At 47.4% G+C, this 20,126-nt stretch carries 13 protein-coding genes; 9 read left to right on the top strand and 4 right to left on the bottom strand.

What is annotated here, in order from left to right; genetic code table 11:
• Positions 1-34: 34 nt before the first annotated feature.
• Positions 35-628 (bottom strand): hypothetical protein, encoded by a 594-nt coding sequence (locus P22_RS04320; RefSeq protein ID WP_054258982.1) that lies wholly within the window; start codon positions 626-628, stop codon positions 35-37.
• A gap of 215 nt (positions 629-843) precedes the next feature.
• On the opposite strand from P22_RS04320, the gene P22_RS04315 reads away from it, so the two are divergent.
• The 4 genes from P22_RS04315 to P22_RS04300 all read left to right on the top strand — a co-directional run bounded on the left by P22_RS04315 (position 844) and on the right by P22_RS04300 (position 5,520).
• Positions 844-2,355, top strand: coding sequence for a sugar ABC transporter ATP-binding protein (locus P22_RS04315; protein ID WP_054258981.1), 1,512 nt, complete (start codon positions 844-846; stop codon positions 2,353-2,355).
• Entirely contained in the window at positions 2,348-3,370 is a 1,023-nt protein-coding gene (locus tag P22_RS04310) for an ABC transporter permease (RefSeq protein WP_054258980.1), read from the top strand. Before P22_RS04315 ends, P22_RS04310 begins: the two co-directional genes overlap by 8 nt.
• A 95-nt stretch (positions 3,371-3,465) precedes the next feature.
• The gene (locus P22_RS04305; RefSeq protein ID WP_054258979.1) at positions 3,466-4,491 is read left to right on the top strand and encodes an arabinose ABC transporter substrate-binding protein; all 1,026 of its coding nucleotides are present in this window, start codon (positions 3,466-3,468) and stop codon (positions 4,489-4,491) included.
• A gap of 96 nt (positions 4,492-4,587) precedes the next feature.
• The gene (locus P22_RS04300; protein ID WP_054258978.1) at positions 4,588-5,520 is read left to right on the top strand and encodes a DUF5107 domain-containing protein; all 933 of its coding nucleotides are present in this window, start codon (positions 4,588-4,590) and stop codon (positions 5,518-5,520) included.
• 8 nt (positions 5,521-5,528) lie between these two features.
• On the opposite strand, the gene P22_RS04295 is transcribed toward P22_RS04300, so the two are convergent.
• On the bottom strand, positions 5,529-6,374 hold the full coding sequence (locus P22_RS04295; protein WP_054258977.1) for an AraC family transcriptional regulator: 846 nt from the start codon (positions 6,372-6,374) through the stop codon (positions 5,529-5,531).
• A gap of 245 nt (positions 6,375-6,619) precedes the next feature.
• Here P22_RS04295 and P22_RS04290 point away from each other — a divergent pair, with 245 nt between their 5' ends.
• The gene (locus tag P22_RS04290; protein WP_054258976.1) at positions 6,620-9,973 is read left to right on the top strand and encodes a tetratricopeptide repeat protein; all 3,354 of its coding nucleotides are present in this window, start codon (positions 6,620-6,622) and stop codon (positions 9,971-9,973) included.
• A gap of 87 nt (positions 9,974-10,060) precedes the next feature.
• On the opposite strand, the gene nudC is transcribed toward P22_RS04290, so the two are convergent.
• Entirely contained in the window at positions 10,061-10,864 is an 804-nt protein-coding gene (gene nudC, locus P22_RS04285) for an NAD(+) diphosphatase (protein ID WP_054258975.1), read from the bottom strand.
• A gap of 163 nt (positions 10,865-11,027) precedes the next feature.
• Between nudC and P22_RS04280 the strand changes: the two genes are divergently transcribed.
• From P22_RS04280 to P22_RS04270, 3 genes are all read left to right on the top strand, one after another.
• Entirely contained in the window at positions 11,028-12,095 is a 1,068-nt protein-coding gene (locus P22_RS04280) for a nucleoid-associated protein (protein WP_054258974.1), read from the top strand.
• A gap of 820 nt (positions 12,096-12,915) precedes the next feature.
• Positions 12,916-16,470, top strand: coding sequence for a pyruvate:ferredoxin (flavodoxin) oxidoreductase (gene nifJ / locus P22_RS04275; RefSeq protein WP_054258973.1), 3,555 nt, complete (start codon positions 12,916-12,918; stop codon positions 16,468-16,470).
• A 159-nt stretch (positions 16,471-16,629) separates the two neighbouring features.
• Complete coding sequence (locus P22_RS04270) at positions 16,630-16,878, top strand: hypothetical protein (RefSeq protein WP_054258972.1); 249 nt, start codon at positions 16,630-16,632, stop codon at positions 16,876-16,878.
• Here the strand turns inward: P22_RS04270 and P22_RS04265 are convergent.
• The gene (locus tag P22_RS04265; RefSeq protein WP_054258971.1) at positions 16,875-19,385 is read right to left on the bottom strand and encodes an HD domain-containing phosphohydrolase; all 2,511 of its coding nucleotides are present in this window, start codon (positions 19,383-19,385) and stop codon (positions 16,875-16,877) included. The two genes, P22_RS04270 and P22_RS04265, sit on opposite strands and share 4 nt — an antisense overlap.
• A gap of 410 nt (positions 19,386-19,795) precedes the next feature.
• On the opposite strand from P22_RS04265, the gene P22_RS04260 reads away from it, so the two are divergent.
• On the top strand, positions 19,796-19,996 hold the full coding sequence (locus tag P22_RS04260; protein ID WP_054258970.1) for a hypothetical protein: 201 nt from the start codon (positions 19,796-19,798) through the stop codon (positions 19,994-19,996).
• Positions 19,997-20,126: the final 130 nt, after the last annotated feature.

Genomic DNA, 20,126 nt, shown 5'->3' with positions numbered 1-20,126 from the left:
AACACCCATATTAATCCTCAAAAAAGGCCAAAATTTATTGTGCCCGTACGGCGGTAATCTCCCAATCATAGCCGGGATCCCTGTCCAGATAGACTAGAAAACGTTGTCCCGTATTGTATTTTGTTACTTGTACAACACTTGTTGTTCTTGATAAATTGAGTATTTTAAAATCGTCACGGTAGCGGTCGAAGCCGTATTGCGCTGCATAATCCTTAACTAATTCGATAGGGCTGCTGATTGTATAGCTATAGTAGTGATCGCGGTCGTAGTTACTACTGCGATAGTAAACTCGCCCGTCTTCGTACCAGGCCTGGTTTTCATTAGGACCGGGCCAGCTATGGCGGTGTTCATGCCAACCGTCTCGGCGGTTGTGCCGATGATGCTCCCTGCGTTCTTTTTTATCTTTGTCTTTATCTTTGTCTTTGTCTTTTTCGTAATCTTTATAAAAATTGGTGGTTTGTTCGGTTTTTGCTTTGGGAGAATCAGGATATTTTTCGCTGGCTGCTGCTTTGGCTACCGGGATTCCCGGCAGTGCGGCTCCGGTGAGCACGGCAGCACCGGCTACCGCGGCAGCATAATGTTTATATTTGCGTCCCGGAAAGCTTCGTTTATTCTGTTTTTTTTCCATGCAGTTCTCCCCCTTAGAATTTTATCTATTCATTAGTTTGGCGCGAATTTTCCCTTTCATGTGTGGGAAAAAAAGTATTTGCGGACTTTGCGTAATGACAAGATTTATAAATAAGTAGGCAAGGATTCGTAATGTAAACCAGAGAAAATAATCCTATAATAAAAATAAGTTAGAATATTATAACAATTGCTATGGGGAATTCGAGGAGGTCGGGGATGAAAAACGTTTTAGAATTTAAATCCATTACCAAATACTTTCCCGGAGTCAAAGCACTGGATGACGTTAGTTTTACAGCAGAAGGCGGTGAAGTGTTGGCCTTTCTCGGCGAAAATGGAGCCGGTAAATCCACCTTGCTTAAGGTATTGAACGGAGATTATCAGCCGACTTCCGGGCAATACCTGTTGAACGGTGAGACCAGGCATTTCTTCAATCCCAAGGAGGCCATCGAAGCCGGAATCAGCGTGATCTATCAGGAAAGACAAATCTTAATGGAGGTAAGTGTTGCCGAAAACATATTTGTCGGACGGCTGCCGGTAGGGAAATTCGGTTTGGTCGACACGAAGCGTCTTAACCAAGCCGCTCAAAAAATTATTGATGAATTTGGCCTGCCGATTGATCCGGGGAAAAAAGTAAAAGAACTCGGTGTTGCCCATCAGCAGATGGTTGAAATTATGAAAGCCTATAGCCGTGAATTAAAGGTAATAGCCTTTGACGAGCCTACGGCCAGCTTGTGTGATAGCGAAATCGATATTTTATTTAAAATCATTGAGAAGTTGAAACGTGAAGGGAAAATCATTATTTATGTGTCCCACCGGATGAAGGAATTGCGCCAGATTGCCGATAAAGTAGCCATCTTTAAGGACGGACGCTTTGTAAAGCTCGTTCGGCAGCAAGAGATAAGCGAGCAAGACATGATCCGGATGATGGTGGGCCGTGATCTGGGCGATGTGTTTAAGGAGCTTAACCGTAATGCGGCGATAGGAGAGGTATTGCTGGAAGTAAAGAATCTGTGTTCCGACCGGGTGAATCAGATATCCTTTCGCCTGTATAAAGGAGAAATACTGGGCTTTTCCGGTCTGGTCGGTGCCGGGCGGACCGAAGTGATGCGAGCCATTATCGGAGCCGATAAACGAAAAGCGGGTGAAGTGCTGCTCAGCGGTAGGCCCGTTCTTAATCAGTCCCCTGGAGAAGCGATTCAACAGGGGATTGTTATGGTGCCTGAAGACCGGAAAACACAGGGGATTCTGCCGAATATGACGGTAGGAGAAAACATCAGCATCTCCATTTTAGGCAACATCTTAAATGCCTTTCATCTGATTCAGGAGGAGCGGGAAGAAGCCATTATTGCGGAAACCATCAAAAAGCTGAATATAAAAACACCGAATCCAGGAAAGAAAATCGTTGAATTGAGCGGAGGGAATCAACAAAAAGTCATTTTAGCCCGCTGGCTGATCACCGAACCTAAGGTCCTGATTTTGGATGAGCCGACTAAGGGAATCGATGTGGGCGCCAAATCGGAATTTTATAAATTGATCTGTGATATTGCCCGGCAGGGGGTAGGGGTTTTATTGATTTCTTCGGAACTGCCGGAAATTATCGGCCTTAGCGACCGGATTATTATCATGAAAAACGGCAGGATCACGGGAGAAGTGAGCCGGGAAGAGGCAGCGGAAGACAAGCTTCTGGCCTATGCCATGCTGGACGAGGGGGAGAAACAGTATGCTTAAACCGGGCAGTATTACGCAAAAGATAGAAACAGACAAACTGGGCCTGATTGTTGCTTTGGTGGCTCTTGTCATTATATTTTCTTCTTTTAACAGCAATTATCTCAGCAGCGCCAATCTGATCAATATTCTGGTTGCCGCGTCGCTGCCAGGACTGGTAGCCATCGGGGAAACATATCTGATTATTGCCGGTTTATGTGATTTATCCACCGGCTCGGTTGCGGCGTTTGCCAGTGTGCTGGCGGCCGTATTGATGCAGAAGGGGCTTGGGTTTTTCCCCATGCTGTTGTTGGTCATTGGCTCGGGAATACTGGTCGGCTATATTAACGCCTGGGCCGTCAACAAGATCAAGCTGGAGTCCTTTATTGCAACGTTGGCTACCATGTCGATTTTCCGGGGGTTTGCCTATATTATTTGTGACGGAAAACCGGTCTATATCATGGATAGTACGTTTATTGACTTTGGCAGAGAGCGCGTATTGGGTTTGCCGGTTCCGGTCATCATCCTCATTCTTGCCTTTTTGTTATTTGGGATTATCCTGGCCAAAACGCGGTTCGGCCGAAGTGTCTACGTGGTAGGCGGCAGCAAGGATGCGGCCCGGCTGGCAGGACTGGACCCGGAAGGGATTACCAATGTGTTGTTTATGCTGACAGGAGCCCTGTCGGCGCTTGGCGGTGTCATACTGGGGGCCAGGATGAGCTCGGGACAGCCTGCGGCCAGTGTGGGACTGGAGTTTGACGCCATTACGGCTGCCGTTCTTGGCGGTACGGCCTTTACCGGCGGTGTCGGCACCATATTTGGCACTGTACTGGGTGTATTAATCCTTCAAGGTTTTAACACCGGACTGATTATGCTGAATGTTCCTGTATTTTGGCAATTTGTTGCCCGGGGCATGCTGCTCTTCATTGCCTTGGCCTTTGACTTTCTGCGCAAGAAAAACAGGGAAAAGAAGCTGCTGGAGCAAAGCATGGCGCTCTTGGATCAGAGGGAACAGCCGGCTAAAACAACCTCAGTCTGAAACTTTATGGACCTTTTGCAATCAGAGCTTGAAGGGGGAGATAGCAAAGCTTTGAAACGTAAGAACGAATACGATACAGAGAGGGAGTGGGCGGGATGAAATTAAAAAAACAGATGGCTGTATTGCTGGGGACTTTACTGGTGAGTACCCTGCTGTGGGGGTGCGGATCAAACTCGAGTGATCCGGGAAAAAGTACTGCCGGCGAGGAAAACAAGAAGACGGTGATTGCCGGCATCTATAAAGCCGGTGATCAGGTCTGGTTTATTGATGAAGGCAAAGCGGCGGAAAAAACGGCCAAGGAAATGGGAGCTTCCGATTTTCTGTTCATTGATGCCAAAATGAATCCGGATACGTATTTGCAAGCTATTGATAATGTAATAGCCCAGAAGGTGGATGGGGTAGTCACTTGTATTCCGGATCAGAAGCTTTCCAAAGTGACGGTGGAAAAACTGAAACAGGCCGGTATTCCCGTGGTAGCGGCAGATGATGCGCTGCAGGATGAAAGTGGCAAGAAACTGGCACCATGGGTGGGCATTAATGCTTACAAGATTGGTCAGGTCAACGGGGAATGGATGGCCAATTATGCAAAGACCAACGGACTCGACAAGGACAATCAGGCCGGACTGCTAATCCTGACCATGGATACGGTATCAAGCTGCGTGCCGAGAACACAGGGGGAAGAAGAGAAGTTTAAAGAATTGCTGCCCGGTTTTAGCAGTGATCGGATTTTTAAAGCCGATTACAACGGGGAAACGGATAAAGGCTTCAATGGGGCGGCCGCTATCTTTACCGCTCATCCGGAAATCAAGAAATGGATGGTCATGACCGCTAATGAAGAAGGGGCGGTTGGTGCGGTCCGGGCTTTGGAGCAGGCCGGGTTGGATAAAAGCTCTTGCGTGATCGGTCTTGGCGGCTATCTGGCTAAAGATGAATTCAAAAAAGAGTATTCGGCTATGAAGGCTGCTACCTATTTCTCCTCCGATGCGGTTGGCGGCACTTCGGTTAAAGTGCTGATGAATTACATACTGAAAAAAGAGGAAATGCCGATGGAAACAGCCGTGGATGCAGCCATTGTGACAAAAGATAACTATAAGCAGATTATGGGTAAAAATGCGGAATAGTCACAGCAAAAGCTTGTAGGATTAACCGGCGCCCGCAAGTTAAACGGGCGCCGGTTTTTTTAAGATCTTTGCAGGGAAACACCGGAGGCTTAAGTTATGATAGAAAAAATACGGTTTAAACATATGAACGCACTCCAACTGGAAAACGAATGGCTGCGGATTGTAGTCATACCCGAACTGGGCGGCAAAGTGGCATCCATGTATAAAAAGGATAAGCAGTTTGAACTTCTTTTTCAACATAAGGAAAATACCTACCGGAAGCCCGGAAGGTACGCTGCCTTTGTCGAATATGACGCCGCCGGGTTTGATGATGCCTTTCCTTCCATTGACAGCGGCCGTGTGCTGGTAGGAAACCGGGAACTAGAGTATCCTGATCATGGAGAAATATGGACGGCGGAGTTTTCTTATTCAATAGAAAGCGGCGATCGGGTAAGGCTGACCTTCCAAAGCCCGGTCTTTCCTTACCGGTATCAGAAACAATTGGTTTTGCAAGAAAAAACATTACTGGTGCGCTATGCCATTACCAATACGGGGGATGCAGCATTCCCGTGTATTTGGGCCATGCATTGTTTGCTGCGCTGCGAAGAAGATATGGAGATCGAGTTTCCGCCAGGAACCCAAAAGGTGCTGAACGTTCAGGACAGTGAGATACTGGGGAGCGCCGGGCAAATCCATTCCTATCCGTTCACGCAAGGTAAAGACGGCAGGGAGTACCGGCTCGACCGGGTTTTGCCTGCCGTCAGCGGCAGCACGAAAAAGTACTATTGTTATGGACCGGTGCAGGAGGGGCACTGCGGCGTTTATTACCCGACGCAGAAGGTACGGTACCGGGTTAGTTTTGATAAAGAAAAGCTTCCTTATGTCGGTTTCTGGGTAACCGAGGGAGGCTTTCGCGGCGATTATAATTGTGCGCTGGAACCGGCCAACGGCTACTATGACGCCATTGCTATTGCTGAAAAAAATAACGCCTTGTACCGTCTGGCTCCGGCAGAGACGTTATCGTTTGCTATTGCCATGGAACTGGACTGAAATAGCCGTTAAAAAGGAACTTTGCGGAATTCGGTCGGTGTGTTTTTGGTGTGCTGCTTGAAGCAAGTGATAAAATTTGCCTCGCTGTTGAAGCCGATGGCAAAAGCAATTTCCTTGACGGATAAATTGGTGGTTTTTAAGAGATCCTTGGCGCGATTCAGCCGGACCATGGTGACATATTCGTAAGGCGAATAGCCGGTGGTTTTTTTAAAAACCCGGCTGAAGTAATATACGCTCATGCAAAGATGATCGGCTAAATCATGCAGTGAAATTTTCGAAGCGTAGTTCGCCTTGATATACGTAATGGCTTTGAGCATCGGATGAGCCTGATCGGTGCCGTCGGTGAGATATTGGGCGGCTATGCCGTAGATTTCGGCCAGCATTCGCTGTATATGGCAGGAAACAAGATGTTCGTTTAATACTTGTCCGCTTTGCAGCGTTTTAAGAATATTATTCAGACAGTCGGGAATCAAAGGAGTGCCGTGTAACGGCAGGACGCAGCCGGAGCGGTTGTAGATCAGATTAAAATATTCGGTGCAGATATTGCCGTCGACGTGGCACCATACGGTTTCCCAGCCTCCGGTGCTGTATTCGTGCGGGCGGTAGCAGTTCAGCAGCACGATGTCACCGGCTTTGGCGGTTACTACTTTATCATCGAAGCAGACCGTTCCCTCGCCGGCACGGATATACATGAGCAAAAAGCTGTTATAGGAGGTTCGTTTTACATGATAATTGTTGTCGCAATAAAAGTGTCCGGCACAAATTACATAAAAAAGAATGGATTTTGCTAACTGGCTGGGAGTGTAAAAGTAGGCTTGGGAATGGCTTAGGACTCCTTTTTCATTGACGTGCATGGTTATCTCCCTTCCCGGTAGTTGGGCAGTGATGACTGTTAAGATGACCCATTATAATCTGACACTATTATACGATAAATCAGCGGTGAATTGAATGAATTTATGCTGTCTGTTTGGCAGGAAAAGAAAAAATAATAAAGGCAATATTTATAAATTAGTGAGCAATTATTAGTAGTGATTGTTGAAACTTATGCATCTATAATAAAAGCAAAATAACAAAATGATTGGGTGCGGGAGGTGCGATCATGCAAGAGGACTACAACGTAGCGATATGGGAGGAATGGGTGGACATTCCTACATATCCGGTGGGCAAACCGGATAAGAATCCGATGTTTTTAGAAAAAAGAGTGTACCAGGGCAGTTCGGGAAAAGTGTATCCTTATCCGGTAATTGACAAAATATATGACGATATCACCAATAAGAAATACAAGGCTGTTTTTCTCGAGAATCAGTATTTGCAGATCATGGTGTTACCGGAACTGGGAGGCAGGATACAAAGAGCGCTGGATAAAACCAATCATTATGATTTTGTCTATTACAACCATGTGATTAAACCGGCCTTGGTGGGGCTTGCCGGGCCCTGGATATCCGGCGGTATTGAGTTCAACTGGCCGCAGCATCACCGGCCGAATACATTCGGACCGGTAGAGTATGAGATCCGGGAAAACAATGACGGCAGCAAAACGCTGTGGGTCAGTGAAATCGACAGGATATATGGCACCAAAGGCATGGCCGGATTTACCCTCTATCCCGGCAAAGCGTTTCTGGAAATTACCGGCCAGCTTTATAACCGTACGGCACAGCCGCAGACCTTTCTCTGGTGGGCCAATCCGGCAGTGGCGGTCAATGATCATACTCAGTCGGTTTTTCCGCCGGATGTGCATGCCGTCTTTGATCATGGGAAACGGGATGTTTCCAAATTCCCGGTTGCTACCGGTGTCTATTATAAAATGGATTACTCGGCCGGGGTGGATATCTCCTGGTATAAAAATATCCCGGTGCCTACTTCCTATATGGCGCAGCATTCGGACTATGACTTTATCGGCGGTTATGACCATTCGGTGAAAGCGGGTATTTTGCATGTCGCTAATCATCATATTTCGCCCGGCAAGAAGCAGTGGACCTGGGGCTGTGGTGATTTTGGCAAAGCGTGGGACCGTAACCTGACGGATGCGGACGGGCCTTATGTGGAATTGATGACCGGGATGTTTACCGACAATCAGCCCGATTTCAGCTGGCTGCAGCCTAACGAGGAAAAAACTTTTAAGCAATATTTTATGCCCTATAAAGACATTGGTGTCGTCAAAAATGCCAATATCCGGGCGGCAGTCAGCCTGGAGGTGAAAAAGGGAAAAGCCTATGTGGGAGTGTATGCCACTGCCTGTTATCCGGATACGCTGATTGAACTGGCGGGAGAGAAGATCTATTTGTCCTGCCGGACCGATTTGTCACCTGAACAGGCTTATACAGCGGTGGTCAAGCTGGCGGGGGAAGAGAAAGCGGACTTGCGGCTGCGCGTGACGGCAAGCGATGCTACGGAACTGATTGTTTATCGCCCGGAGCGGGAAAGCTTGCAGCCTCCTCCGGCTCCGGCCCGAGCCATACCGGCAGATCCCAAAGAACTGCCGACCAATGAAGCCTTATACCTGGCCGGCTTGCATTTAGAACAATACCGTCATGCCACGTATGAACCGGACCGGTATTACCTGGAAGGATTGTCGCGCGATCCGGAAGACCTGCGGATTAATAATGCCTATGGCGTCTTACTGTTACGCCGGGGCTGGTTCGTGGAGAGCGAGAAATACTTCCGGGCGGCTGTTAAGACGGCTACGCGGCACAATCCCAATCCTTACGATGGTGAGCCTTATTATAATTTAGGTTTGTCTTTGCAGTACCAGGGTAAATATAAAGAAGCGTATGCGGCCTTTTACAAGTCTGTGTGGAATGCGGCATGGCAGGATTCCGGCTACTATGCCCTGGCGCAGCTTGATTGTATCAACCGGGATTATCAGGCAGCGCTGGAGCATCTGGAACGTTCGCTTGTCCGGAATTACCACAACTGCCGGGCGCGCCTTCTGAAAACGGCGGTTTTAAGAAATTTGAACCGCCGGGAGGCGGCAGAAAAGCTGGCACGGGAAACGACCGACATTGATCCGCTCGATTTTGGCACCTATCATGAGCGCTATTTGCTGGCTGCCGGTGCCGGGGATGAAGCAAGAGCTGCAGCTATGGACGAGAAGCTGACGGCCATTATGCGGGACGGGGAACATAACTATCTGGCCCTGGCGGCCGATTACGCGGCGGCAGGCTTTTTTGAAGAAGCGGTGCAGGTGCTGGAGTGGTTTCTCCGCAAGGGAAGTGCCGAGTCCAAAATGCATCCCATGATATATTACTATTTAGGATACTATCATGCCCAGCTAAAATCCCCGCAGGCAGAACATTTTTATAAGCTGGCCGAAGAGGCCAGGCCGGACTATTGTTTCCCTAATCGTCTGGAGGACATCGCCGTACTGCAGGCGGCAGGCAGAGCTCTGCCTGCGCCTGCTAAAGCGGCCTATTACCTGGGAAATCTATGGTATGATAAAAAACAGTCTGCTCAGGCGATTGCCTGCTGGGAAGAGTCTGCGAAAATCGATCCGTCTTTTGCCACCGTTCACCGGAATCTGGCGCTGGCCTACTATAACAAAAGACACGATGCCGGCAGAGCGCAAAAAGCTCTGGAAAAGGCTTTTGCCCTTAACAGCGGCGACGCACGGGTGTTTTTGGAGCTGGACCAGCTGTATAAAAAAATAAACAAACCCTGGCAGGAAAGGCTGACTCTATACCAGGAGCATCAGGAACTGATCAAACAAAGAGACGACCTTTATATTGAATATGTTACGCTGATCAATTTATCCGGCGACTTTGCCAAAGCGCAGCAGCTTCTTGCTGCCAGGCAGTTCCACCCGTGGGAGGGCGGGGAAGGCAAAGTTACCCGTCAGTATGTGTATTCCCATGTGGAAACAGCAAAACATAAAATCCGTCGGCAGGAATTTGCCGAAGCGGTTACGTCCCTGGAGCAGGCGCTTGCGTATACCGAAAACCTGGGGGAAGGCAAACTGGCCGGAGCTCAGGAAAACGATATTTATTACTATCTGGGGTTGGCTTACCGGGCCATGGGGGATGCCGCCAGGGCTGACGCCTGCTTTCAACAGGCATCCCAGGGACTGGATGAACCTGCCAGCGCCATGTTCTATAACGATCAGCCGCCGGAAACCGTTTTTTATCAGGGATTGTCCCTGTTGGCGCTGGGGAACAACAACCAGGCCAGGGGACGGTTTAACAAACTGATTAATTATGGCGAAGCGCATCTGTATGACAATGTAGCGATTGACTATTTTGCCGTATCTTTGCCGGATTTTCTGATCTTTGATGAAGACCTGACTAAAAAGAATCAGATACACTGCCATTATTTGCTGGGGCTGGGATACCTGGGCCTGGAACAAGAGGATATGGCCAAAAAACATTTAACCCTGGCGCAGACAATGGATGTCAGTCACCAGGGCGTACACACTCATCTGAAAATGGTGGAAGAGCAGGCGTCGTTACTGGCAAAATGAAAGCTGGATTTGACAAATTGACAGAGAATGCTTTATTTGCCTTTACAAGTTAGTCTTTTATGGCCGGTATACCGGCCTGTTTTTTTATTATTTCTTATGATTTTGGGTAAACCAATCGATCAGTTTTCGGCCGATACTGACACTTGGAGGAATGTTAGGAAGCTGATCGGCGGCAAACCAGCCGGCTTCGATGATCTCCTGGTTATCAATCGTTATTTTATCGCTGGCAGCCTGAGCCGTAAAGGCCACCATCAGTGAATCGGGGAACGGCCAGGGCTGGCTGCCGAAATAGGTGATGTTGTTTACCGGCATTCCTACTTCTTCCAGCAATTCACGCCTGACGCATTCCTCCAGAGTCTCACCAGGCTCGACAAAACCGGCAATAACGCTGTATAATTCCGGACGCATGCGGTTGCGGGCTAAAAGCAGTTTGCCATCCCTGATAACAGCTACAATAATAGCCGGCGAAAGGCGCGGATACATGATAAAGCCGCAGTGCGGGCAATGCATGGCCAATTCCTTGTCATAGATGTTCATTGGCTTACCGCAGCGGCCGCAATACTGGCTGTTGCGCAGCCAGCCGGTGAGATGGAAGGCGCGGAAAGCCAGCCAAAACCAGGGAGAATTGACGCAGCCGTAAAGTTGTTTGATCTTTGTGAAAGAAAAGCCCTCCGGAAGGATTTCTTTGGCGGCAGTAGCTATATAGCATTTTTTGCCGTTTAAGGAACCTATGGAGTGAGTATTGACCGCATTTATAGTGAGCGACGGCAGATCATTAAACAAAGGAATGGTCACAGCGCCGCCTTCCTCCTTAATCAATAACTCGTCCCTGCAAAATATAAACCAGTAAGCGTTGTCACGAACCGTGTTTACATCACTTTCTAATATCATAAATAGAACCCCTGCCTTACAATAGAATATAAGAATCTATGTATCATAATAACACAAAACAGGGAAAGGGGCGAAGTTCTTCCCAAAAGATTTGTGCGGGATGGTCAAATACAGTGAGGTTTGATAGAATGGAAGCCATAGGAAATGAAAGGGATGTTGTTGAATGCTGGATTTATCGAAGACGCAAATGGAGCAACTGGTTATCCATAAAGTGGGCAATAAATTAAGGGATGAAGGGTTTGTCCTCTCGGCGGCAGAGTATGAAATGCTCGACGGAAATATAGAGGAATTGCTGTTAAAGTACTTCTTTTCTTCCTTTAGGGAAAAGATATTGTATAAATTTTATCATCAAACCGATATTCACTTGCATGAACTTTACATGTATGTCAGTGCGATTTTTATTGACCGGACAAGATTTTATGAACAATCGGTCAATATTTTAAAACACTTATACGAAAAATCGGTGCATCCGCAAATAAAACGGGGTGAATTTTATGCTGCCTATTTTTCCGGCTGCATTGTCGACGGGCAGACCGTTGATGCCGTAGGTATTTTTAAAACCGAAAATAAGGAAAAATATTTAAAAGTGTCGGATCGGATGCAGGATGTTACGTTAGCTGCCGATCAAGGCATCAATATCAAAAAACTGGATAAGGGAGCGATTATTTTTAACCTGGATTCAACAGACGGCTACCGCGTAGCTATTGTCGATAACGTAAACCGCAAAGACAGTGAAGCGGCCTACTGGAAAGATGAATTCTTACGCTTAACCGATGTTCAAGATGCTTATTTTCATACGCAGAATCATCTGCAGCTGTGCCGGGATTTTGCTGAAACCGTTTACGGACCTTTGTATCAGGCGGATAAGAAAGACCAGGTTTTGTTTGTAAATGAAGCGGTCGCCTATTTTGACAAAAATGAAAAATTTGATATAGATGAATTTGCACAGAATGTTGTTAAACAGCCGGAGCTAATCGAACAGTTTAAGGAACATAAAGTGATGTTTGAGATGAACCAGGGATTGCAGCCGCTGGACTCCTTTGCCATTTCCGGCCAGGCGGTTAAAACGACCAAGCGAAAGCTGCGCAGCCTGATCAAGCTGGATACCGACATTGAGATTAAGATCAAACTGGCCGCGCTGGACCAGGCGGATGGAGATATTATCGAGCGGGGTTTTGATGAAACAAAACAGATGCACTATTACAAAGTGTATTTTAACGAAGAGGAATAGTGAATATCCAAATATAAGCTATTGCATAAACCCTCTTCCCATGCTATATTATAGATAGGCACCATCCTTATAGAGACTTATGTATCTGGTATTCAAGCGAAGGAAGTTTAGGTTCCCGATTGTATACGAGGTTGTTTGGTCGACAGGGTAGTGTTTTTTGTTTTCGGATTATCTGGTTTCAGGTTAACCCACTTATTTCAGAATTAGTGTTTTATGTATGTTAAGCGAACCGGTTAGAGTGTAAAGGAGTATGTACTTGTTTCAGTTTAGAACTCTATAGGGATGGCTGCTTTCATGAGGGGAAGGGAAACCTTCTCCTTTTTGCCGTGTGTTATGCGTACTTATTTACCCCAAAATGTTCGATGTGTTTTATGTGCAAACGATTGTCTGATTGAAGAGGATTAAAATCAAAAATATTTTTACATGCTTGTAAATTTGTTATTGACAGAGTAGCCAAAACATGTAATAATTTATCCCAAAGTAGTTCCAAACCGTATATAACCCGTTGATAAAAGTGATGACTGGGAAAAAAGGCAATAGGTAAACTGTCACAGAGAGCCGGTTTTAGCTGAGAGCCGGTGCAGGTTTATTGTTGATTAAATCCCCCATGAACTCTTCTCCGAAAATGCAGGATATTTCCTGGAGGACTAGGCAGAGGCGCCGCCCGGGCGTTAACCGGGGGTCGGTTGATGGACCGATGCCAAAAGAGTGTATAAACCAGGGTGGTACCGCGCAGTTATTTGCGCCCCTGTTCAACGATGGTTGAACAGGGGCGTTTTTGCATTTTATTGTTAATTTATAGGGTGGGGAGAGATCTTTTATGCCGAAGCAAACTAAGACGATGAAAACCATGGACGGTAATACGGCCGCAGCATATGTCTCTTATGCATTTACCGATGTTGCGGCCATCTATCCGATTACTCCGTCGTCCAATATGGCGGAACATGTGGATGAGTGGGCGGCACAAGGCCGGAAAAACATTTTCGGTCAGACCGTGCAAGTGCTGGAAATGCAGTCTGAAGGCGGTGCGGCCGGTGCGGTGCACGGATCGCTGCAGGCAGGGGCTTTAACGACGACGTATACGGCATCCCAGGGATTGCTGCTGATGATACCAAATATGTATAAAATTGCGGGGGAGCTTTTACCGGCTGTCTTTCATGTCAGTTCCCGGGTGGTAGGAGCGAATGCGATTAGTATTTTTGGGGACCATTCCGATGTTATGGCTACCAGGCAAACGGGTTTTGCCCTCCTGGCCGAAAGTAGTGTTCAGCAGGTTATGGATTTGGCAGCCGTGGCTCACTTATCGGCCATTAAAGGCAAGGTTCCCTTCCTTAATTTCTTTGATGGATTCCGGACTTCTCATGAAGTGCAAAAAATTGAAGTGCTGGATTACGCCGAGCTGGAAAAATTGCTGGACCGTGCTGCGCTGAATGAATTTAGGCGAAGGGCACTTCACCCTGATCATCCTGTGCTTAAAGGTACGGTGCAAAACGCTGATATCCATTTTCAGCAGCGGGAGATAGCCAACCGGTTTTATCAGTTGCTGCCGGATATTGTAGAAGGATATATGCAGGACATTACCAGACTGACCGGCCGGGAGTATCACCTTTTCAACTATTATGGTGCCCCGGATGCCGAACGTATGATTATTGCCATGGGCTCCATGTGTGAAGTAATTGAGGAAATGGTGGATTACCTGAATGGACGTGGTGAAAAGGTAGGTTTGCTGACCGTTCATCTATACCGGCCATTTTCGGTGAAACATTTTCTTAAATACATTCCGCAGACGGTCAGCCGGATTGCCGTGCTGGATCGAACGAAAGAAATGGGTGCTTTGGCCGAACCATTGTATCTTGACGTACAATCCGCATTCTATGGCAGGGAGCGGCAGCCTTTAATTGTCGGCGGACGCTGCGGTGTTGGCGGAAAGGATGTTCTGCCCGGACATATTCAGGCCGTCTTTGATAATCTTAAACAGGAACGGCCACAGGCTCATTTTACCGTTGGCATTGTTGATGATGTGACCCATTTGTCGCTTCCCTTGGGCCAAGCCGTCAATACCACACCGGAAGGAACCAAAGCCTGTAAGTTCTGGGGCTTAGGTTCGGACGGCACGGTAGGGGCTAATAAAAATGCGATTAAGATTATTGGCGATCGGACGGATATGTACGTCCAGGCCTATTTTGCGTATGATTCCAAAAAGTCCGGCGGGATTACCGTATCGCACCTGCGGTTCGGTAAAAAGCCGATTAAATCCTCCTATTTAATTCACCAGGCCGATTTTATTGCCTGCCACAACCAGTCCTATGTTGACAAATACCATCTGCTGGAGGGCCTTAAAAAAGGCGGCAGTTTTTTACTTAACTGCACCTGGACGGAACCTGAGCTGGATGAGCATTTGCCGGCGGATATGAAACGGTATCTTTGGGAAAATGATATTAAATTTTATACCATAGATGCGGTGGGCATTGCCCGGGAAATAGGACTGGGAGGCCGGATTAATATGATTATGCAGTCAGCCTTTTTTAAGATAGCCGGTATTATTCCCCTGGAGGATGCTGTTACCTATTTGAAGGAGGCGGTTGTAGCCTCTTACGGGCATAAGGGAGAAAAGATTATAGCGATGAACACCGCTGCTATTGACCAGGGGATTCAGGCTCTGAAAAGGATCCAAATTCCGGATTCCTGGCAGCAGGCGGAGGATAAGTCGAAACAGGAGCAGGCGGTACCCGACTTTATTAAAAGTATTCTTATCCCTATGAACCGCCAGGAGGGCGACAAACTGCCGGTAAGTGCTTTTATCGGTCTGGAGGAAGGGGCGTTTCCGCTGGGCAGTGCAGCATATGAAAAGCGCGGAATTGCCATTGATGTGCCTGAGTGGCAGCAGGAGCACTGTATTCAATGCAATCAATGTTCCTATGTTTGTCCGCATGCGGCTATTCGGCCGGTATTGGTGAATGAAGCAGAACAGGAGCAGGCACCGGCCGGTTTTCGGTCAAGGCCTGCCGCCGGCCCCAAAGAATTGTATTTCTCCATTGTGGTGTCTCCTCTTGATTGTACGGGTTGCGGCAATTGTGCCCAGGTTTGTCCGTCCAGGGTAAAAGCACTGGTTATGCAGCCGCTGGCAACGCAGATTGAGCGGCAGCGGATATGGGATTATGCTATGCAGGTTTCGGTAAAATCAAATCCGCTGAATCCCTTTACTGTGAAAGGAAGCCAGTTTGAACAGCCGCTGCTGGAATTTTCCGGGGCCTGTGCCGGCTGCGGCGAAACTCCCTATGCCAAATTGGTCACCCAGTTGTTTGGCGACAGGATGATGGTGGCCAATGCCACCGGTTGTTCGTCCGTATGGGCGGGCAGCGCGCCGTCTGTTCCTTATACCACCAATCATCGCGGCCATGGACCGGCTTGGGGAAATTCTCTTTTTGAGGATAATGCCGAATTTGGCTTGGGGATGCTGGTTGGTGTAAAGCAGCTGCGGGAGCAACTGGCTAAACAAATTCAATATGTTATGCAGCTGGATATTGGCGAGGAAGGAAAAGCCGCCTGCAGGGAGTGGCTGGCCGGCAGAGAAGAGGGCAAAGCGTCGCGTCAAAGAGCCGACCGCCTGATTCAGGCGCTGGAGGCAGTTCAGAATAAAGATGCAGCCTTACAGGATATACTTGACAAGCGCGACTATCTGGTCAAGCGTTCGCAATGGCTTTTCGGCGGAGACGGCTGGGCTTACGATATTGGTTTTGGCGGACTGGACCATGCCCTGGCAGCGGGGGAAGATATCAATGTTCTGGTTTTTGATACCGAGGTATATTCGAATACGGGCGGCCAGTCTTCCAAAGCAACGCCGACTGCAGCCATTGCTAAATTTGCCGCTTCAGGGAAACGTACCAAGAAAAAAGACCTGGGAATGATTGCGATGAGTTACGGATATGTTTATGTGGCCCAAATTGCCATGGGGGCAGACAAAAATCAGACGTTAAAAGCCATAACCGAAGCCGAAGCTTATCCGGGACCGTCGCTGATTATTGCCTACGCGCCCTGTATCAGCCACGGCCTGAAGTCAGGCATGGGCTGCAGCCAACTGGAAGCAAAACGGGCGGTAGACAGCGGGTATTGGGCCTTGTACCGATATAATCCCCAATTAAAGGAAACCGGGAAAAATCCTTTTGTTTTGGATTCTAACGAACCTGTTTTGAATTTCCGTGAGTTTTTAATGGGTGAGGTCCGTTTTTCGGCTTTAAAGAAACAATTCCCGGATATGGCCGAAAAGTTGTTTGAGAAAACCGAGCAGGACGCAAGGGAACGATTGGAAAATTATCGGAGATTAGCCGAACAAGAGTATGCGGAGCCGAAGGCGTTAGCCGGCAAGCGCGCTTAGACTACCGGCTGCCGCCCGGAAAGAGTAAAAAAACTAATAGGGATAGCATAGCCCTGTACAAGACGGCGGTTGCTATCCCTATTTTTCGCAAAGAATAGTATCAGAAGAAAAAATGGGGCATAATGTGTAATAATTACATTTTATTCAAGGAGCATGGATATGAGTGTAAAAAGCGGTTCGGAAATTGTGCGACTGCATAAAGAATTTGAAGAAAGAATTTCAGAAGTCAGCAGTGCCGTGGCAAAACTTGATGATTACAACTATACGAAAAATCTTTTGCATGAACAATTGGATAAACTGCGCGATGAGCTGAAAAAGCTGGAGGATACCCGCTTTCAGGCAATGGATCCGATTATTATCCATACTTCGCTGTTAGGGGGAAAAACGCAGGGGAGCTATCACAGTTAAACGGAATTGACCAAATGGATAAAACGATCAGCCAGCACCGGATCAAATTGAATTCCGGCATATTTTTTTATTTCGGTAACGGCCTCCTGATGCGAGAGGGCTTTACGGTATGGCCGGTCATTCGTCATGGCGTCGTAAGTGTCGGCCAGTGCCAGTATCCGGCAGGCCAGAGGAATATTTTCCCCGGTCATTCCCTGCGGATATCCCTGGCCGTTCCACCACTCATGATGCGTCAATATCCAATCGGCAATGGGGGCCAGATCGGGTGCCGAATTGGCAATGCGGTAGCCGATTTCACAGTGCTGACGCATAACGGCCCATTCTTCATCGGATAATGAGCCGGGTTTAAATAGTATGCTGTCAGGTATGCCGACCTTACCAATATCGTGAAAATGGGCCAGCAGTTTAAAGTCGGCAACTACCGTATCAGGCAGATTCAGCTTTTTGGCAAAAGCTTCTACCAGGCCCTGCAGACGCTCGCCGTGTCCTTCGGTTAGATAATCCCGGGCTTCCAGAGCTTTGATTAAGGCCTGGACAATTGCATTTTTAGCACTTTTCTGACGATGCAGCTTTTCGCGGTACATATTGTTGTCTGCTTCCTTAAACAGCGCATTCATATCCGGAGCGGTCTGGCTGACGGCATAGCCAAGAGAAAGGCTGATTGGCAGGGTCGGATTATTTTTATTATAGCGGGCGATGAGTTCCTGAATTTTATGACAGGCGGCTTCAAAATCGGCAATGGCATGATTGGCAAGCAGGACGACAAACTCATCACCGCCGATGCGGGCAATGATGCCGTTGTGACGGAAAGACTGACGCAGAATCCGGGCAACCCGTTTTAATACGTTATCGCCGGTACTGTGCCCCAGGGTATCATTGATGACTTTAAGTCCATCCACGTCACAGACCAGAAGGCCAATAGAGGCATAACCCATGGCCGGCAGTTTGTTCATCTGTTTTTCAAAAAAAGCCCGGTTATAGACACCGGTCAAACTATCATGCAGACTCATTTTTTTTAGTTGCTGCACCAGCCGTTTGCGGTCGGTTATATTGCGCACGATAATTAGGGCTTCATTTGCGTCGCTGGCGATGATTCTGGCTTCGTAATGTGAAATTTTACGGTTAACGGGGAGCTGATATTCAAGTAGCTGTATGGTTCCGGTAGCAAAAGCCTGGTCAAGGCATTGCATGGCTTTTGCTGCGATCGTATTTGGCAAAATATCCCGGATGTTTTTTTTCAGCAATTGTTCAAAATCAATCATAAAGATTTCTCTGCCTGGTTTATAGTCTAAAAACTTTCCGCTGCGGTCAACGATAAACAAGGGATCCGGAATGGAATTCAGCAAGGCCTGATTGTTAGCCTGGGCTTTGCGCAGTTTGTTTTCAGTTTGGCGGCGTATGGATAATTCCTGCTGGTAAGAAGCGATTAATATGGCATTATCCAGAGCGATGGAAGCCAGGTCGGCAAATTGAGAAATGGCTTCAATTTTTTCCCGGTTAAATGTTTTATTGCTTTCCGTATAGGAAAGACCGATCGTGCCGATAATAGCACCGTTTCTCTTTAGGGGAACTTGCAGCATGGACGAGATGGAAGCAAGGGACGTCCGGCCGGCGGTGCAAAGCTCCAGGATGGGGGCCGGTGGACTGGTATGCTGATACCAGGTCGGATAGTCATTCACAAGAACGTACTCGCCGGTTTGAAAAACCATGCCGGATATTCCTTCATTACAGGAAATTCTCATTCCGACAGTGGCTTTATGAATACCCAGACCATGGCTTTGCAGAAACATCTGTTTATTATTTTGCTGCTCCAGACGGAAAATAAATCCGTTTACAGTTTCCGTAAGTTCCGTGGCATAATGAAGGATTTTTTCCAGTATATCCTCCTGCCCCAAATGCTGCATCAGGCCAATGGAAGTTTCGTGCAGGGAATGGAGCAGATCGTTTTGGTAACGGATGGCTTCATCGCGGCTTAGTAATTCATCAAATTGCTGCCGCAGCTCTTCCTCTGAAGCCAGGAGTTCTTCATGTGTGGCCGCCAATTCCTCGTGAGCAGCCATAAGTTCGGTATGCAGTACATGATAACTGGTTTCCAGCTTATGGGCGTTTTCTTCTATGAGCATAGTTTCAGTAATGTCCCGAATGACCGTAATCAGTGCGGAACGGCTGGAAAAATGAAACAGGCTGGCACTGACCTCGACAGGAAAGGATTGACCATTGCGACGGTAATGTCTGGTACGGTAAAGAATGCCCTGTGCTATGGCGAATTCCAGGCGGGCATTGGTCAGGTCTTCTTCGGTTGCCGGGCTAAGGTTATGCAGCCGGAGACGGTAAAGGTTCTCTTTTGAATACTGATAAGCGGTCACCGCAGCGCGGTTGGCATACATGATACTGCCGTCAAGGGCTACAACCAAGATAATGTCTGGCGCCTGCTCAACTATATTACTGTAACTTTCCATGGTTAATCCATCCGGCGGAGTTGCAGCCGGAATATTTCTTTTAGCCATGTCATGCCCCCCTCAGGCTTGACCCATTATGATAAGCCATAACAACCGGTCACATAGGTCTACAGTATCTGCAGTGAATAAGGTATAGCGCTGTCGGTACGGAAACAATTCTTAACAGAAATTATATCACTGTCAGGAAAATAATGTCAATCAATAACAATGCGGGAAAGTTTAGCCATAAAGGCAATGGTTTATATTGGTATATATTTCTCTTGACGATAATGGATAACTATGATAAATTGATAATGATTATATGCCATATTAACTGGAAACAACATTATTAAGAGTATTTGTGTCCCAGTTAATCTCTTTCGATAATGTTTGTAGTATTGGTAGTAGTCGAGGGTAATTGCGGCTGTAACGCATTTTTGCGTTATCATTACCAATTTTTGATTGTGGAGGAAGTATGGATGGAACAATATATTAAACATCTGTTGAGTCGTTTGACTTTTTTGGGCTATCGCAAATTTGAAATCAGGAATATGATTAAAGATGCGGTTGGCAGCGATACTATCGAGGGATTAGACCGTGCCCAGGAAGTCAAAGTAATTCGGCATTTAAAAAAATATGAACGGCTTGGCTTGAATTATTTGCAAACATATAGCAAGTAACTGGCGGCAGCGTGTGAAAAGTGCGGTTTCGTCAGAGTCCATTTAAGCATAACGTGTTTTCAGCCAGGTAGAAAAGCCTGAACTCCCGGAGAGTTCAGGCTTTTTATTGGATGAGCGGGAATTTCCGGGA

This window comes from Propionispora sp. 2/2-37 (genome assembly GCF_001298735.1).
Taxonomy (GTDB): Bacteria; Bacillota; Negativicutes; order Propionisporales; family Propionisporaceae; genus Propionispora.
The sequence above is the reverse complement of the archived record's forward strand: the minus strand, read 5'-3'. Positions and strand labels throughout refer to the sequence as shown.

Bases quoted from the DNA above. Each gene is read 5' to 3' on its own strand.
- P22_RS04320 (WP_054258982.1), bottom strand. From the start codon at position 628: ATGGAAAAAAAACAGAATAAACGAAGCTTTCCGGGACGCAAATATAAA.
- P22_RS04315 (WP_054258981.1), top strand. From the start codon at position 844: ATGAAAAACGTTTTAGAATTTAAATCCATTACCAAATACTTTCCCGGA.
- P22_RS04310 (WP_054258980.1), top strand. From the start codon at position 2,348: ATGCTTAAACCGGGCAGTATTACGCAAAAGATAGAAACAGACAAACTG.
- P22_RS04305 (WP_054258979.1), top strand. From the start codon at position 3,466: ATGAAATTAAAAAAACAGATGGCTGTATTGCTGGGGACTTTACTGGTG.
- P22_RS04300 (WP_054258978.1), top strand. From the start codon at position 4,588: ATGATAGAAAAAATACGGTTTAAACATATGAACGCACTCCAACTGGAA.
- P22_RS04295 (WP_054258977.1), bottom strand. From the start codon at position 6,374: ATGCACGTCAATGAAAAAGGAGTCCTAAGCCATTCCCAAGCCTACTTT.
- P22_RS04290 (WP_054258976.1), top strand. From the start codon at position 6,620: ATGCAAGAGGACTACAACGTAGCGATATGGGAGGAATGGGTGGACATT.
- nudC (WP_054258975.1), bottom strand. From the start codon at position 10,864: ATGATATTAGAAAGTGATGTAAACACGGTTCGTGACAACGCTTACTGG.
- P22_RS04280 (WP_054258974.1), top strand. From the start codon at position 11,028: ATGCTGGATTTATCGAAGACGCAAATGGAGCAACTGGTTATCCATAAA.
- nifJ (WP_054258973.1), top strand. From the start codon at position 12,916: ATGCCGAAGCAAACTAAGACGATGAAAACCATGGACGGTAATACGGCC.
- P22_RS04270 (WP_054258972.1), top strand. From the start codon at position 16,630: ATGAGTGTAAAAAGCGGTTCGGAAATTGTGCGACTGCATAAAGAATTT.
- P22_RS04265 (WP_054258971.1), bottom strand. From the start codon at position 19,385: ATGGCTAAAAGAAATATTCCGGCTGCAACTCCGCCGGATGGATTAACC.
- P22_RS04260 (WP_054258970.1), top strand. From the start codon at position 19,796: ATGGAACAATATATTAAACATCTGTTGAGTCGTTTGACTTTTTTGGGC.